The sequence below is a fragment of the Streptomyces sp. NPDC001070 genome (assembly GCF_053598835.1).
In genome coordinates, this window is sequence record NZ_JBSFLB010000033.1 from 1 (window position 1) to 15,039 (window position 15,039).

The 15,039-nt window shown below is 70.3% G+C and carries 14 protein-coding genes and 2 pseudogenes; 6 read left to right on the forward strand and 10 right to left on the reverse strand.

Translation table 11 applies throughout. From position 1 onward, the window contains the following. Nucleotides 1-197 precede the first annotated feature (197 nt). Nucleotides 198-653 carry a VOC family protein gene (locus ACWDAS_RS32685; protein ID WP_450398175.1) on the forward strand — a complete coding sequence of 152 codons (456 nt, stop codon included), beginning with the start codon at nucleotides 198-200 and terminating at the stop codon, nucleotides 651-653. 66 nt (nucleotides 654-719) lie between these two features. Here ACWDAS_RS32685 and ACWDAS_RS32690 read toward each other — a convergent pair whose 3' ends face one another. The 4 genes from ACWDAS_RS32690 to ACWDAS_RS32705 all read right to left on the reverse strand — a co-directional run bounded on the left by ACWDAS_RS32690 (nucleotide 720) and on the right by ACWDAS_RS32705 (nucleotide 3,735). Then, nucleotides 720-1,247, reverse strand: coding sequence for a hypothetical protein (locus tag ACWDAS_RS32690; protein WP_450398177.1), 528 nt, complete (start codon nucleotides 1,245-1,247; stop codon nucleotides 720-722). A gap of 174 nt (nucleotides 1,248-1,421) precedes the next feature. Beyond that, nucleotides 1,422-2,189 (reverse strand): transposase, encoded by a 768-nt coding sequence (locus tag ACWDAS_RS32695; protein WP_450398179.1) that lies wholly within the window; start codon nucleotides 2,187-2,189, stop codon nucleotides 1,422-1,424. A 78-nt stretch (nucleotides 2,190-2,267) separates the two neighbouring features. Continuing rightward, entirely contained in the window at nucleotides 2,268-3,125 is an 858-nt protein-coding gene (locus ACWDAS_RS32700; RefSeq protein WP_450398181.1) for a HEAT repeat domain-containing protein, read from the reverse strand. A 148-nt stretch (nucleotides 3,126-3,273) separates the two neighbouring features. Then, nucleotides 3,274-3,735: a nuclear transport factor 2 family protein gene (locus ACWDAS_RS32705; RefSeq protein ID WP_450398183.1), complete on the reverse strand. Its 462-nt coding sequence runs from the start codon at nucleotides 3,733-3,735 to the stop codon at nucleotides 3,274-3,276. Between the two features lie 101 nt (nucleotides 3,736-3,836). Between ACWDAS_RS32705 and ACWDAS_RS32710 the strand changes: the two are divergent. Then, nucleotides 3,837-4,013, forward strand: a pseudogene (locus tag ACWDAS_RS32710) (IS982 family transposase); the annotation flags it as partial. A 708-nt stretch (nucleotides 4,014-4,721) separates the two neighbouring features. On the opposite strand, the gene ACWDAS_RS32715 reads toward ACWDAS_RS32710, so the two are convergent. Then, entirely contained in the window at nucleotides 4,722-5,567 is an 846-nt protein-coding gene (locus ACWDAS_RS32715; RefSeq protein WP_450398185.1) for an alpha/beta fold hydrolase, read from the reverse strand. 119 nt (nucleotides 5,568-5,686) lie between these two features. Next, nucleotides 5,687-6,379: an alpha/beta fold hydrolase gene (locus tag ACWDAS_RS32720; protein ID WP_450398186.1), complete on the reverse strand. Its 693-nt coding sequence runs from the start codon at nucleotides 6,377-6,379 to the stop codon at nucleotides 5,687-5,689. 628 nt (nucleotides 6,380-7,007) lie between these two features. On the opposite strand from ACWDAS_RS32720, the gene ACWDAS_RS32725 reads away from it, so the two are divergent. Beyond that, nucleotides 7,008-9,947, forward strand: coding sequence for an AAA family ATPase (locus tag ACWDAS_RS32725; RefSeq protein ID WP_450398188.1), 2,940 nt, complete (start codon nucleotides 7,008-7,010; stop codon nucleotides 9,945-9,947). Between the two features lie 57 nt (nucleotides 9,948-10,004). Further along, a pseudogene (locus ACWDAS_RS32730) lies at nucleotides 10,005-10,127 on the forward strand (phosphotriesterase family protein); the annotation flags it as partial. Nucleotides 10,128-10,147: 20 nt separating this feature from the next. Here the strand turns inward: ACWDAS_RS32730 and ACWDAS_RS32735 are convergent. Next, entirely contained in the window at nucleotides 10,148-11,101 is a 954-nt protein-coding gene (locus ACWDAS_RS32735; protein ID WP_450398189.1) for an AraC family transcriptional regulator, read from the reverse strand. Between the two features lie 242 nt (nucleotides 11,102-11,343). On the opposite strand from ACWDAS_RS32735, the gene ACWDAS_RS32740 reads away from it, so the two are divergent. Further along, entirely contained in the window at nucleotides 11,344-12,495 is a 1,152-nt protein-coding gene (locus tag ACWDAS_RS32740) for a methyltransferase (protein WP_450398191.1), read from the forward strand. A gap of 82 nt (nucleotides 12,496-12,577) precedes the next feature. Here ACWDAS_RS32740 and ACWDAS_RS32745 read toward each other — a convergent pair whose 3' ends face one another. Together ACWDAS_RS32745 and ACWDAS_RS32750 are read right to left on the reverse strand one after the other, a co-directional pair. Further along, a complete protein-coding gene (locus tag ACWDAS_RS32745; protein WP_450398192.1) occupies nucleotides 12,578-13,231 on the reverse strand; it encodes a class I SAM-dependent DNA methyltransferase in 654 nt (217 codons plus the stop codon). Between the two features lie 88 nt (nucleotides 13,232-13,319). Further along, entirely contained in the window at nucleotides 13,320-13,670 is a 351-nt protein-coding gene (locus tag ACWDAS_RS32750) for an alpha/beta hydrolase fold domain-containing protein (RefSeq protein ID WP_450398194.1), read from the reverse strand. Nucleotides 13,671-13,920: 250 nt separating this feature from the next. Between ACWDAS_RS32750 and ACWDAS_RS32755 the strand changes: the two genes are divergently transcribed. Then, on the forward strand, nucleotides 13,921-14,397 hold the full coding sequence (locus ACWDAS_RS32755) for a GreA/GreB family elongation factor (RefSeq protein ID WP_450398196.1): 477 nt from the start codon (nucleotides 13,921-13,923) through the stop codon (nucleotides 14,395-14,397). Between the two features lie 71 nt (nucleotides 14,398-14,468). Here ACWDAS_RS32755 and ACWDAS_RS32760 read toward each other — a convergent pair whose 3' ends face one another. Beyond that, complete coding sequence (locus ACWDAS_RS32760) at nucleotides 14,469-14,870, reverse strand: DUF6457 domain-containing protein (RefSeq protein ID WP_450398197.1); 402 nt, start codon at nucleotides 14,868-14,870, stop codon at nucleotides 14,469-14,471. Nucleotides 14,871-15,039 lie beyond the last annotated feature (169 nt).

The window sequence follows — 15,039 nt, forward strand, 5'->3', positions numbered from 1 at the left end:
CCGACTCCCCGGCCCATTCCCCCTGCATGCCTACAAGACTGGCCCCGACTCCACAGAGCCGGGGCCAGAACCCGAGATTTTCAGCAGTCTTCTAGATGATCGATTCCAAGGGTTGGTGGTCGTAGCGATCCCGGACTTGCCGGACGGGCGGCGCGGCCCCCTAGGCTGAGCCCCCGTCCGCACTGTCTGGGGGAGTAATGACCAGTAGGTTCACCGAGTTGGTTGTCGACTGCCACGATCCGGAGAGGCTCGCGGCCTTCTGGTGCGCGGTCCTGGGCTTCAAGGTGATCGACCGGAGCGAGGGCAAGGTCGAGATCGGCTCCTGGGTGCCGACCGTCGAGGAGGTCCGGGCCCGCCAGATGCCGCCCACCCTGGTGTTCATCCGGGTGCCCGAGGGCAAGACCGTGAAGAACCGGCTCCACCTCGACGTCAGCCCGATCGACGGCAGCACCGACGACGAGGTGGCCAGGCTGCTCGGCCTCGGCGCCGCCAAGGTGGACGTGGGCCAGGGCCCCGGCCGGAGCTGGGTGGTCATGGCCGACCCCGAGGGCAACGAGTTCGATGTCCTGCGCACCCTGGCACCGTCCAACCAGATGATCGGTCCCAAGGTTACTGAGAATCGCGGCGCGATGTCGCCTGGCACAACCCTGTGACTGCGGCGGTGGTCGAGCACAGGCGACTCCACTCGGAGGTCATCAGTAGGCCCTACGACTCCGCTCTCAGGGCTCCACGCCGCAGCGTCGCGCGATCACCTTGAGACGTTCCAGTTCGCGTTGCGCTGCGGCCGGGTGGGCGAGGTCGAGGGCCATCCAAGCGCGGGCGGTGATGTAGAGGATGTCCTGGTGGGTGGCCGCGTCGACGCTGGGTGCGGCGTCCTGGATGCGGTGTTCCGTGACGCGCAGGGAAACCGCGATGCGGTCGAGTCGGTCTCGTAGGCCGACAGGGAGTACCCGCGGCAGGGTGTCTTTGGCATAGTCGCGCACTTGCTGGTCCACCGCGCAGGGACGGGGCAGCGAGGGAGCCCAGGGGAGGCCGGCCTCCCGGGCCTCGTCGTACATGTCCGCGATCCAGGAGCGTGCGATGGCGTCTTCGTCCTCGGCGGCGGCCGAGCGAGCCGACTCCAGCATGGAGCGCAGTTCGCCACGAACCTGGGGGTCCTCGCCCGTCCGGGCGTCCAGATAGCCGGACCACACGTCAAACGCCTTGTTCGACTCGGCGTCCAGCATGACCTCGTACGCGTCCAGCAATCTGCTGCCTCTCGTCGGGCCGTCCCGGCGCAGACGGCAGCGGTGAACGATAGGACGGGCGGTGGCCTACTGCCGTCTGATTTTCTGGGCCGGACTCAGCCGTTACCGATGATCTTCGAGTGGAGTTGCCACTTCCCGCTACGGATGTGGGTCATCCCAGTGCCGCTCGCTCGGTTACGCGCCCTGCAGGAGGTTGTGCAGGCGGGCGATGCCGAGCATGGCGTGGTGGACGCCGTCGCCCTTGAGCCGGCAGTCACGCAGGATCTTCCAGTTCTTCATACGGGCGAAGACGTGCTCGACGCGGGCGCGGACCTGCTTGTGGGAGTGATTGTGCTCCTGCTTCCACTCCGGGAGTTCGCCGCCAGGCGGGCGGCGGTGCGGGATGATCAAGCCAGTGCCCAGGTAGCCACCGTCAGCGAGCGTGGTGATACTGCCGACGGCGGCCTTCGCCCCGGACTCATCCCATGCCCTGCTGTCGTGGCGATGACCAGGCACCGGACGTCCGATGGTCACGACCAGCTGGGTGTCGGCATCGATGAGGATCTGGTGGTTCGTCGAGTACCGGAAGCTCTTCGACTGCTCGGCGATGCTGTGGTCGCGGGTGGGAACCAGGGTGCCGTCCACGATCAGCACGGTGTCCCCGCGGAACCGGTGCCGGGGCTTGAGCGCGAGCGGGGGCCCGACGTGGCCGATGATCCGTCCGACCGCAGACCTGGACACCCCGAACAGCGGCGCGAGCTGTCGCAGCGTCAGGTTTGTCCGCCAGTAGGCCGTCACCAGCAGGACCCGGTCCTCCAACGACAGTGACCATCGACGTCCGGGACGGACCTGGTCGGCGCCGTCATGACGCAGCATCGTGGTCAGCTTGCGGAACGCATGCGGGCTCAGCCCGGCAAACGGGGCCATCCAGGACGGTTCCGACGTGGTGATCACAGCAGCCATGCCAAGATCATGACTGGCCGCGACGGCACGGCCGCCCAACTTCGAATCGGCTGCTGAGGCTGTTGCCCGAGGAACCGTTCATGGCCACCCGGTCGGCGGTGCGAGGGCTCGGCGTGCAGCATCGCGTACGTTCGCCTCCTCATCCGTCGTGAGTCGTTCGAGTGCGGCTCGGACCTCGGGGGCCGGCCTTCCGGACAGTGCCCACGCCGCCCAGGACCGCACCTCATGATCGGCGTCGCTGGCGCAGGCGATCAGGGCATCGGTGACCGTCGCTTCGCGTGACCCGTAGAGTGCGCTCACAGCTGCTCGTCGGACCTCGGGGGCGGCGTCGGATGTGCCGGTGATCAGGATGGCGAGGGCCCGCGAGGGATCACCCGTGCCGAAGCCAGAGCCGAGGGTGGTCATCACGTCGGCGCGCACCCCGGGGTCCGGATCGTAGGCCGCTTCGGCGACCAGATCGAAGTACTTGGTCCCGAGCGTGTCGAAGAAGCACGCGCCCCAGAGGCCCACTCTCCGCAGACCCGGATCGTCGGAAGCGGTGCAGTCTATGGACAGCTCGAACGCGGTCTCGGGCCATGCCTCGAAGAGTTCGAGGATGTCGACATGCAGCATGTCCCCGTCCTCGTTGCGATCGGTCGCCATCGCGCGCAGCAAGGCAGGCAGGGCCTCTTGGCCACAGGCACCCGCCAGGGCGTGGGCCATCTGGTCCCGCGCGAAAGAATCGTCCGCGGCGACGTAACGGGCGAGTCGCTGTTCCAGCTCCGGCTGCAGGAACGCGGCTGCCGGTGTCCGCAGCTTCTCCACCAAGGGCTCGAACCGAAGGTAGGCCCGGGGCCCACGCTCGGCACTTGCGGCCAGCCGCGCGTCCAAGTCGTCCAACGCACAGCGCAGCGCAGCGCGCTCTGCGCCGCCTTCTTCCCGATCCGTCCCTGCCATGCCGCTCACCCTATGGGGAGTGGTGTCACCACCATCGCGGTGTCACCACCATCACCCTCCGGACAGTCCGCAGCCGCCATCCCGCTCGCGTGCCGCCGACGCGGAGATACGGGACAGCCCTTGGACGAATGAGTCCGATGTCCGAGCCTCAGTGGCGGTCGCTGAGGCCGGCGACCACGGCGGCCAGTCGGCCCATGGTGTGGGCCACGCCGAGCCCGTCCATGTAGTCGCGGACATGCACGATCAGGCCGTTGCGGATCCGGATCACCAGGAGGCCGGGGAAGCTGAAGGACTGGCCGGTGGTGGTCACGGTCCCGGTGACGACCTGCTCGACGGTGATCACCTCGGGGTCGGTGCTCTCGTGCACGACGACCTCGCGGATCTCCTGCGGTTGCGCCGGGCTTGCACCCCAGGCTGCTCGGTAGCCAGCGCGGACCTCTTCACGGCCGTCGTAACGCCCGGGCATACCGGGGAAGAGGAAGGGGAACTCGTGGACGGCGTCGACCGCGTACAGGTCGGCCAGGTCGTCGGCGGACTTGTCGAGCACCGCCCGCTGGTAGCGGGCCAAGACCTCGCGAGGGCCGCAGTCGGCCGAGGTTGCGTCCGGCATGGCGGTTGGGCTCCGTTCGGTCGACGCGCGGCTGAGCTCATTCGAGCGGTGGGCCGGGACTTCGGGCGTGCGGACGTCGTGAGGGCCTCCAAGATCCGGTTGTGACGTCCGACTTGGAGACCCTCTTGACCGCACTCTACGTGAAGATCGACGACAAGATCGGAGGAACGCGGTGGATGGGACGACCGCCCAAGCTCAGCGACTCCGAACTCGTCTGCGTGGCGGTGGCACAGGCCCTTCTCGGCTACCGCTCGGAGGCACGGTGGCCGCGCTTCGCCCGCAAGCCCCCAGGAGGCCGGTGAGCGCGGTCTTCTGACCGCTCAGGATTGCCGCCACGCCACGGTCACGTTCCGGGCCGGGAAAGGCGAGTTCAAGAGTCGGAAGGTCGTCACGTCTCATCGGGTGAGGGTACGAAGCCCGACTCGCGTTGATCAAGGGGCACCGCCCTGCTCGCTCCCGGCACCCGCAGCAAGCACGCCGGACGCCTCGGCCCGAGCAGGATGCCGATGGTTCTGCACCCCCACGTCTGGACGCGCCGCCGGCTCGTACGCCCACGCCCTGATCGGGGGCCTGCATCTGAGCGGCCCGGCGTTCGAGCCCATCATCGCCCCGACCGTCGCGGCCCTGGCCGGCCTCGCCCTCGACGTGATCGCGCCCGGTCACTGCACGGGATGGCGGGCCCAGCACGCCTTGGCCGCCGCCTTCCCCGACGCCGGGATTCCCGGCAGCAGCGGGACTACGTACCACCTGACAGGCGCCTGAGCACAGCGGCCACCGGCATACGGACGCGGATTGCGCGGGAGCCCCGCCGCCTGTGGCCGCCACAAAGAGACAGGCGTGGCCAACGGCTGGTGGCCACGCCTTGATCACAGGCGTGGGGCCGGATACGGTCTCCGGCCCCACGCCTGGTGGCCGACACCTGGGGCTCCGAACGTCCCGTCAGTTGTCAGCTCTACCCGTCAGGGCCATGCCCCTCATGGGCTGCGTCAACGCGTGGCCGCGGCCGCCCTCTCGATGAGCTCGGTCGTGGCGCCCGGGTGGCTGATCATGGCGACATGCGAGGCGCCGGGGATCTCCACGGTGGTGGCGCCCGCCCGCTGGTACTCGAACCGCTCGAGCGCAGGCGGGATCGCTTTGTCGGCGCCGGCGACGAGACCGAAGGAGGGGATGTCGCGCCAGGCGGCGTCCTTCGTCGGCTCCTCGAACGACACGGCGCTGAACGGACGCTGCTCGGCCTGCATGAGGCGGGTCGTGGACTCGGGCAGGTCGGCGGCGAACACGCTGCGGAACCTGTCGGCCTGCAGGTAGAGGTCGGTTCCGGTGGTCCCGTCGGGGTTCGGGTAGGGGACGGGGTTGAGCGCGGCCTGGATCTCGCTGCCCGGGTACTTGTTGATCAGTTCGCCGAGCTTCTCCCCCTCGTCCGGGACGAACGCGGCGATGTAGACCAGCGCCTTGACATTGGGGTTGTCGGCTGCGGCGTTGGTGATGACGGCGCCGCCGTAGGAGTGTCCGACCAGGACGATCGGTCCCTTGAGCGACTTCAGGACGCTGGCGACGTAGGCCGAGTCCCCGGCCAGGCCGCGCAACGGGTTGGCCGGAGCGATGACCGGGTAGCCGTCGCTCTGCAGCCGCCGCACGACCCCGTTCCAATTGGACGCGTCCGCGAATCCGCCGTGCACGAGCACAACGGTCGGCTTGGGGGTGGGGTCGGAGGACGACGTCTCCTGCAGGACGGTCGCCGAGGCGGCCGGGGCCAGAAGTGCGGCGCCGAGGGTGAGGACGCCGGCGGCGACGGCGAACTGTCTGCGGCGGGTGAATCGGGTGGTTCTCATTGCTTGCTCCATGCGGGACGGTTGGCGGGGTGCGGCGGGCATTCACGCGGCTCGCGACAAAGCCGCGGTGCCACCGCACCGGTGGACGGGTGCCGGAGGCGGCGACCCGGGGACGTGGATCAGGAGGTGGTGGCCTGCCGGATGAGGTCGGTCACCGCGTCGGGCTGTGACACGTAGACCGAATGGCTGCCCGGGCTCTCGGTGGCCGTGGCACCGGCACGCTCGGCCATGGCGCGCTGGGCCGGCGGGGGGATCATGCGGTCGTCGGCGGCGACCAGGTACCAGCTGGGCTTCGACCTCCACGCGGGTTCGCTGACCGCGCCGTTGAGGGCTTCGAGACCCCAGGGGACCTGCGAGTCGGCCATGAACTGCGCCTGTGCCTGCGGCAGATCCCCTGCGAAGGAGGCGTGGAACCGCTGACGGTCGAGGAAGAGGTAGCCGTCCTTGGGCGGAAGGATCGGCGGGACGGGCGCGCCGGGCGGCGGGTCGGCGATCAGTGCGTTGACGGACTCGCCCTTGTCCGGGGCGAAGGCCGCGATGTAGACGAGGGCGGCGACCTTGGGGTCCTGACCGGCTTCGGTGATCACGACACCGCCGTAGGAGTGCCCCACCAGGGCGACCGGGCCGTCCAGTTCCGCGACGACCTGGAGCGTCGCCGCCACGTCCCCGGCGAGGGACTCGGTCGGATTCTGCACGACGCTGACGTTGTAGCCCTCGCTCACGAGACGCTCGTGGACGCCCTGCCAGCCGGATCCGTCCACGAATCCGCCATGCACGAGAACCACGTTCCGTATTGCGATGTGCGCTGTCATGGTGATGTCTCCCCTCCATTAGGGATTCTCAGTTGTTCGGACCCGCTCACCGTAGGGATTCGCCACCCTGGGCGGCTTCGGTCAGATGGCCTAGATTCACCTTCTGTGGATCCATGGCCTGTCCCGCGAGGTGAAGGAACCCGCGGACGTGCATGCAGGGGCCGGCGGGCCGCGCAGGATCCAGTTGGTTTGCGAGCCCGGCGAGGCCCGAAGGGATTTCATGACAATGCGCTGGAGGTTGTGATTCCACGGTTCGGCAATATGGCGGCCCATGAGCGCTGGATACGAAGTGTTCTGCTTCCCCGCCCCACCCGTGCGAGAACAGCGACCCACCGATCGCCTCGCCCCCCCGGCGCCCAGGGGTCGCACCCTGCTTGCGTGGAGCCGGGCCGTCCCCACCGACGGACTGCGCCCGCGAAAAAGGACCGTGCGCCGGAGCGAAAGACGGACCGGACGTGATGCCCGAGAGTGAACGGCGGACCGCGAGCCGTGCCGCACAACGGCGCACCCCGGCGGCAAGCCGAGCGCGCCGGCGAGGCGCACCCGCCGGACGACGACCGCAGCACCTCGTACACCGATCACGTCCCGCGCCCCGCGGTGGCACCGGTGAGAGCAACGAAGGACCCGCATGACCTCGACACCCCGAATACCCGATGTTCGCAGTCTCGTTGCGGCGGCCGACCTCGGCACCCTCCCCGCCTGCGAGCACGTCTTCACCTCGAGCGGGCCGAACGCCGCCACAGGCCGTCTCGTAGGACGATCGGCGGATCTCGTGCTGGTCGACGCCCTCTTCACCGAGGCCGCCACGCGCGGCGCCGCGCTGCTGCTGACCGGTGCAGCCGGGGTGGGCAAGAGTGCGCTGCTCGACGCCGCGGCCCGGCGGGCGGTGGAGCGCGGGTTCCGGGTCCTCCGTGTCGCGGGATCGCAATTCGACCGGAGTGTCGGCTTCGCGGGGCTGAACCAGGTCCTGCAGCCGTTGGCGGGAGGCATCTCGTCCTTGCCTCCCCGGCAGGCGCGAGCACTTCAGGTGATCCTGGGCCTTTCCGAGGGCGAACCCGTCGAGCTGCTGACCGTCGCCAACGCGGTGCATGCGCTGCTGTCCCGGATCAGCGCGGGTAGCGGTCCCCTGGCGCTGATCATCGATGACGGCGCGTGGCTGGACCGGCCCAGCGCGGTGGTACTGGGGACCGTGGCCGGCTGCATCAACACCGGGTCCGTCGCCCTGCTCGTCGCGTCCCGGACCGGTGAGGAGTCCTTCCTCCCAGGTACCGGGACAGCCGTGCACGAGGTTCAGCCCCTCGACGAGGAGTCCGCGGCAGAACTGGTGACCGAGCGCTTTCCGGCGATGGCACCCCGGGTTCGCCGCCGGCTCCTGGCGGAGGCCCGCGGGAACCCTCTGGCGCTGCTGGAGCTGCCCGTCTCGCTCGACGTCGCGCAGCAGTCCGAGCGACGGTCGCTCCCGACGGTGCTGCCCCTGACCGAGCGCCTGCGGATGATCTTCTCCGAGCGCGTCGGCGGCCTGCCCGACGCCACACGGAAACTGCTCCTGCTGGCGGTTCTGGACGGCTCCGGTGACCTGCACACCCTGCAGCGGGTCGCCGACGGACCCGGCGCGCTCACCGCGCTGTGCCCTGCCGAACGGGCCGGGCTGGTGCAGGCCGACGCCCACAACGGACGCCTGGTCTTCCGGCACCCGCTGACCCGCTCCGCCGTCATGGAACTGTCGACCGGTGCCGAACGCCGCCGGGCACATCGGGCGCTGGCCGAGGAGTTCCCGGAAGGTTCCGAACGCCGCGCCCGGCATCTGGCCGACGCGGCCGTCGGGCCGGACGAGCGGGTGGCCGCCCTCCTGCACGAGGTCGCCCACCGCACCCTGCGCCGCGGCGACGCCGTAGGCGCCATCACCGACCTGCTGCGTGCCTCGGAGCTCAGTGGTACGGGAACAGCCAGGGGACGGAGACTGGCCGAGGCGGCCTGCCTGGGCGCCAACGTCACCGGGGACCTGCGCAACGTCCGTGCCCTCCTCGACCGTGCCGCGGCCGCGGACCCGCTGGGCAACGCGTCACTCGCGGCCGCCGCCGCGGCGGCCAGCCAGCTCCTCAACGGCGAGGGCGACGCCGATACCGCCCACCGGCTCCTGGCCGCGGCGATCGACAACCACGCCCCCCTGCGCCGGGCCGACGACACCATGCTCCGCGAAGCACTCCACACCTTGCTCATGGTGTGCTTCTTCAGCGGGCGGCCTGAACTGTGGCGCTCCTTCGACACCGCTCTGGAGCGACTCCGCCCGCACACCCCCGACACCCTGCTGCCCGTTCTGCGCGCCACCTTCGGCGACCCGGCCCACGCTGCGTCCGCGGTACTGCCCCGCCTGGACGAGGTCATCTCCGTCCTCCACCGGGAAACCGACCCCACCCGCATCATCCGCACCGCCGTCTGCGCGGCGTACGTCGACCGCCTGCCGGGTTGCCGCAACCCTCTGCGGCGCGTCGTCGACGACGGACGAGGGGGCGGAGCCGTCACCTCGGCCATCGAGGCCCTCTTCCTCCTGGCCAACGACGCCTACGCCACCGGACAGTGGGACGAGCTCCCCGGGCTCATCGAGGAGGCCCTGGAATGGTGCTCGACGTACAGCTACCGCCTCCAGGCCTGGCCGGGCCACTTCCTCCAGGGCCTGCTCGCCGCCGCACGGGGCGACGGCCAAGCAGCGCAAAGCATCGCGAACCGTCTCGTCTCCTGGGGCGGCCCTCGGGGGCTGCGCGCGCTGTGCGTCTACGCCTCCCACATCAAGGCCCTGTCCGCTCTGGGCAGCTCGGACTTCGACAGCGCCTACCGGCATCTGACGTCGGTCATGGTCAGCCCTGCGGGCCGGCTCACACCGCACGTCCCCCATGTCCTCTGGCTCATCTGGGACTTCACCGAAGCTGCGACCCGTGCCGGCCACCACACCGAAGCCGCCGCACATCTTGCGGCCGTCCGGGACGCCGGCGTCCCCTTCATCTCACCGCGGCTGGCCATGATCACGGGCGCGGCGACGGCTCTGGCCAATGCTCGCTTCGTGGACCGCGATCTGTTCGAAGGCGCCATCGCCACCCCCGGCGCCGAGCGCTGGCCCTTCGAACTGGCCCGGATCCGCCTGGCCTTTGGTGAACGGCTCCGCAGAGCCAAGGCGAACGTCGAGGCACGCGCCCACCTGAGCGCCGCCCTGTGCACCTTCGAACGCCTCGGCGCCACGCCGTGGTGCGCCCGCGCGGCGAACGAGCTGCGCGCCGCCGGAACACCGACGGCCCCCGTCATCGCAGCCGATGGCCGCAATGCTCCGCTGACCCCGCAGGAACGGCAGATCGCGCAACTGGCCGCCACGGGACTGACCAACAAGCAGATCGGCGCCCGGCTCTTCCTGTCCCCCCGAACAGTCGCCGCCCACCTGCGCGGTGTCTTCCCCAAACTGGACATCACCTCCCGCGCCGGGCTTCGCGACGCCCTCACCGGCCTACCGCAGCCGCCCTCATCCGCTGAGACCACCGACGCCGGCACAACCGCCCCGCGATGCCGCTGCTCGACCTGACGGAACACGGGCGGGACGGCCGTCCGTCCGCCGAGATCGGCAAGCGGCCCCGACTGGCACCACACCCCCCTGCACGACACCGTGCTGCCGGCACTGCGCCGCGCCGGCGTGACCGAGGGGCAGCTCACCACCATGCTGTTCGACAATCCCCGCCGGTACTTCAGCCCGGCCAACGGCTGATCACCGGTGGCGGACAACGCTCAGCCTTCCTCCGCCGGCAGCGGGAGGGCACCGTGCCTGACGTCACGGGGCGTCATGCCGAACTCCTGCCGGAACGCGGTGGTGAACGACGCATGGCTGCCGAAACCGCAGGAGTGGGCGATCTCCGCGATCGAATGCCCGGCCCAGCCGGAACTCGCGAGCCGGGTCCGGGCGAGGCGCAGCCGTTCCCGGCGGATGAGATCACGCGATGTCGTGTCGGCGGCCTGCAGCACCTGCTGGATGTAACGGGTCGACCAGCCGAGCGCCCGGGCGATACCGCCGACGTCGAGGGAGTCGTCGCAGGCGTGGCGGCGCACGTAGCGCCTGATCTCGGCTTCCACCGTCGCACGCTGCCCGGCCGGTGCCGAGTCGGTGGCGCCTTCCGCGGCCAGGCACACCAGGTCGAGCAGCCGCTCGCAGGCCATGTCGAAGGTCGTCTCCGAGAACTGTTCGCGTTCCTCCTGCAGCGTGGTCACCATCCGCCGGACCACCCGGCCCAGGCCGCCGGCACCGCTGAACATCTGCGGCTCGCGGGCCGCTGCCGGGCTGCGGCCCGCGACTTGCCGGCCAGGCATGATCAACGCGATCGACAGGAAGTCGGAGTCGTGCGCGAACGTCATCGGACGGTCGATGTCACACAGCGCCATGTATCCGGGCCGGAGCTCGCCCGACGACGTTCCCTGCTCCACCCAGGCCGTCCCGGCGAGGGGCACGAGCAGCTCATAGGTGCCCCGGGGGTCGGAGCGGATGTGCCGGGCGTCCCGGCTGACCGTCTCCCGGCCACCGCTGCACAGGGCGATGCCGAATTCCTGCGACTGCTGCCAGTCCAACCGCCCCGTCCACGGGGCGGTGCGATCCGGCACGCTGATCCGGCTCGCGCCGTGCAGATCGGTGAAAACGTCGTCCCAGACCCCCACCGAGGAAATGGAGTCACCCTGATTCCAGTGGTACACCTCCCATCATATCCATCCGACCAGGGACGATGGTGCCGACGGGAATACACACAACACCGGCCGTCACAACGAGTGAGCCCTTCTCCTGATCGTCGGCGCCATTCCCGGGGTAGGGGCGAATTCCCATGCACCGGCGTGAGCACTTTTCGAGGGGCTGTGGTCCCGCTCAAAGCCGCCCCCGCCGCGCCTCCAGGAGCCCACCGGACGGCGACCGCGCGGGCAGCCCGTACGCTGAGGAGGCGATGAACCTCTTCAGCACGCCGTGGGGCGCACTCGAACTGACACGCTTCCCTGCGGACCCGCGGGAGCAGCTGCGGGCGTGGGACGCCGCGGACGACTACCTTCTGCGTCACCTCGCGGAGTCCGGGACGGACCTGGCGGGCCGGATCACCGTCCTGGGAGACCGCTGGGGAGCGCTGGCGACAGCGCTGGCCGCACACCGTCCGGTACAGATCACGGACTCCTCCCTCGGACAGCAGGCCACCCGGGCGAACCTGCGGCGCAACGCCCCGCAGGCACAGGTGCGGATGCTGACGACGCGCGACGACCCGCCGGCGCGCATCGACGTTCTGCTGGTGAGGGTGCCCAAGAGCCTGGCCCTGCTGGAGGACCAGCTGCACCGGCTGGCGCCCGCGCTGCACCCCGGCACCGTCGTCGTGGGCGCGGGCATGGTCACCGAGATCCACACCTCGACGCTGCGGCTCTTCGAGCGGATCGTCGGGCCCACCCGCACCTCACTGGCCGTCCGCAAGGCCCGGCTGATCTTCAGCACCCCCGACCCCGCGGCGGCCCGCGGGACCAACCCGTGGCCGCTGCGGTACGCGCTGCCCGACGGCATCGGACCGCTGTCCGGCCGCACCGTCACCAACCACGCGGGCGTCTTCTGCGCCGACCACCTCGACATCGGCACCCGATTCCTGCTCCAGCACCTGCCGTCCCGGCACGGCCCGGACCACGTCATCGACCTGGGCTGCGGCAACGGCGTCGTGGGGACCGCGGTGGCCCTCGCCAACCCGGACAGCGACGTCGTGTTCGTCGACGAGTCCCACCAGGCCGTGGCCTCCGCCGAGGCCACGTTCCACGACAACGCCGGGCCCGGGGCCAAGGCCCGGTTCCTCGTCGGTGACGCCGCGGACGTCCTGACCGTGAGCCCGCCCGGCAGCGCCGACCTCGTGATCAACAACCCCCCGTTCCACTCCCACCATTCGGTCACCGACGCGACCGCCCGCCGCATGTTCGACACCGCCCACACCGCGCTGCGCGTCGGCGGCGAGCTGCTGGTCATCGGGAACCGGCACCTGCGCTACCACGTGCGCCTGCGGCGGCTCTTCGGCGACTGCGACGTCATCGCGTCTAACCCCAAGTTCGTGATCCTGCGGGCGGTCAAGCGCTGAGAGCGCGAACCGCCCCCGGATTCAAGGGAAGACGGGGGATGACGGGTCTGCTGCCGCGCGCCCGGCCGGGTCGACGGCGGAGTCAGGAACCGCGGCGCGCGAAAAGGACCGCTCCCGGAGGACGGTCGTCGCGCTCGTCGAGTCCGAGCAGCAGGTGAGCCTCGACGGTGAATCCGGCATCGCGCAGCCAGGCCGCCATTCGGTCGGGCCGGCGGCGGTGGACGTGGACCCTCATCGGGTGGCCGCCGTAGCCCTGCGTCTTCAGTCGCGACCCGTCGCCGACGTGAAAGCCGAGCAGCAGCGGTCCATCGGGGCGCAACACCCGCTGGAAATGGCCGAGGACCACGGGGATCGCGTCGTCGGGGACGTGGATCAACGACCAGAAGGCCAGCAGGGCGGTGACCGACGCGTCTGCGAGATCGAGCTCTGTCATCGAGCCCACCTCGAACCGCAGGTCGGGGTGGTCGCGCCGGGCCACGTCGATCATCGCGGGTGAGAGGTCGATGCCGAATGCGTCGACCCCCAACTCACGCAGGTGGGCGGTGACGTGCCCCGGTCCGCAGCCCACGTCCGCCACCGGGCCGCCGCCGGCTGCGTGGACCATGTCGGCGAACAGGGCCAGTGCGGCCCGGAGGTACGGCTGCCCCGCCAGGGCCTCGCGGATCCGGTCGGCATAGCTGACCGCGACCGTGTCGTAGGAGCTCCGGGTGTCCGCCAGCCATCCGTCCACGTCCATACTCCGACACGGTAGCCGACCAGTTGCCCGCTCCATGGACCGGACGGCCCGCCGGGCCACTTCCGGCGGGCCGTCACAACACCGCGGTCTAGGTCTGGAGAGCCCGGCGCAGTGCCTCGATGGCCGGCGTCCGCGCGACGGCCGACGCCTTGGAGTCGCGCAGGCTGTCGAGCATGAGGAAGTCGTGGACCATCCCCAGCACCCGCACCGCGGTGACGTCGACCCCGGCCTCGCGCAGCTTGGCCGCGTACGCCTCGCCCTCGTCACGCAGCACGTCGGCCTCGTCGGTGATGACCAGGGTGGTGGGGAGGCCACGCAGTTGCTCGATGTCTGCCCGCAGCGGGGAGGCGTAGATCATGCGCGGATGCTGTGATGTGGCATCCGCCAATTCCTTGGCCACGGGTTCCAGGACAGGGGCCATAGACCGTGACTCGGGCATGTTAGGCCTCCCGTGCGAGCGGATACGGTCCTAACAAATAGCGCCAATCTTTTCCATCGTCCCGCAGCGGCGCATCGGCGCAACTTCGGGTGACGGAGTGGTGCGGCCCCCACCCCGCACCCCTTCCACCTCGCCGGATGGTCGACCACGGAGGCCACCGGACCGGCGTCACTGATTTGCCGCGAATACCATGGAGTGCGGTAATTGAGGTTCCTTGCCCAGCCCGTCCGGCCCGTACCCGGGAGCAGGAATGTCCGGTGGACCCGAGCCCATCAGCGCCGCCGCCCTTCGTGCGCTTCAGCAGGAGCTCAGCGAGCTCCGCACCGAACGCGCGTCGGTGGCCGCGACCTTGCGGGACGACGACTCCGTCGGGGACAGGGCCGACGAGGCCGACGAGTTGCAGCGCGCCTCGGAACTCGCGCGTCTGGACGGGCGCGTCGCCGAGATCGAGGACCGGATCCGAGGGGCGGCCATCGCGGGGCCGCCACCGACCGACGTGGTCGGCGTGGGCAGCACCCTCTCCGTGCGGTTCGCGGACGGGACGGAATCGACCCTGCAGATCGGAGAGGCCGCCGAGGAACGGGACCGCACCCTGGTCACCGCCGACAGCCCGCTCGGGCGTGCGCTGCTCGGGCACCGCGCCGGCGACACCGTGGACTACGAGACGCCCGAGGGCGGTACGAGTGCGCTCGTGCTGGCCATCGGCGAGGGGAACGACGAGCCGTAGAGGGCGGCGGCACGCGGGGGGGCCTGTCGGAGCCGGGAACGGGATGTCGCGCACCGAGAGGGCCACGCCGTTCACACGGTCTGTGGCCGTTCCTGCCGCACGCCCGGCTCTCCGCCGGGGTCGCCGCCCGGCGACTCGCCTCGGTGACGGCCACCGCCGCCGGCCCGCGCGGCGACGTGGCCGACGAGGAACGAGGTCAGCGGGACGGCGCGGCCTGCCGTTTCGTGTGCGACCACCGCGGTCATGTCGCGCAGCTCGGCCACGTCGACCCCCAGGTCGATTCCGAGTTCGTCCTTGACTGCGGCGATCCATGCCTCCACTGATCTCACCTCTCGCGCTTCGGCAGGCTCGGGCACCTGCCGCATGGGCACCGAATTCCACTCGACGACGATCGCCGGCGAAATCTGTGACGAATGCCGAAAAGGAATTCCAGATCGCTCGGCAAAAGGGCCCATCGGGGTGCGGGCGGACACCACGGGACCCCTCGCCTGCACCGATCCGGCACCCGCGATAGGCGCGACTTGTCGACCGCTCGGGATCGCCTCTTCGATTTTCCTCCACGGGCGAACGGAGGTTCGGTCCGGCGACCGAACGGAAATCGCTTCGGAAGTCGGAATTCAGGCGCACTCCGCCGTTCTTCGC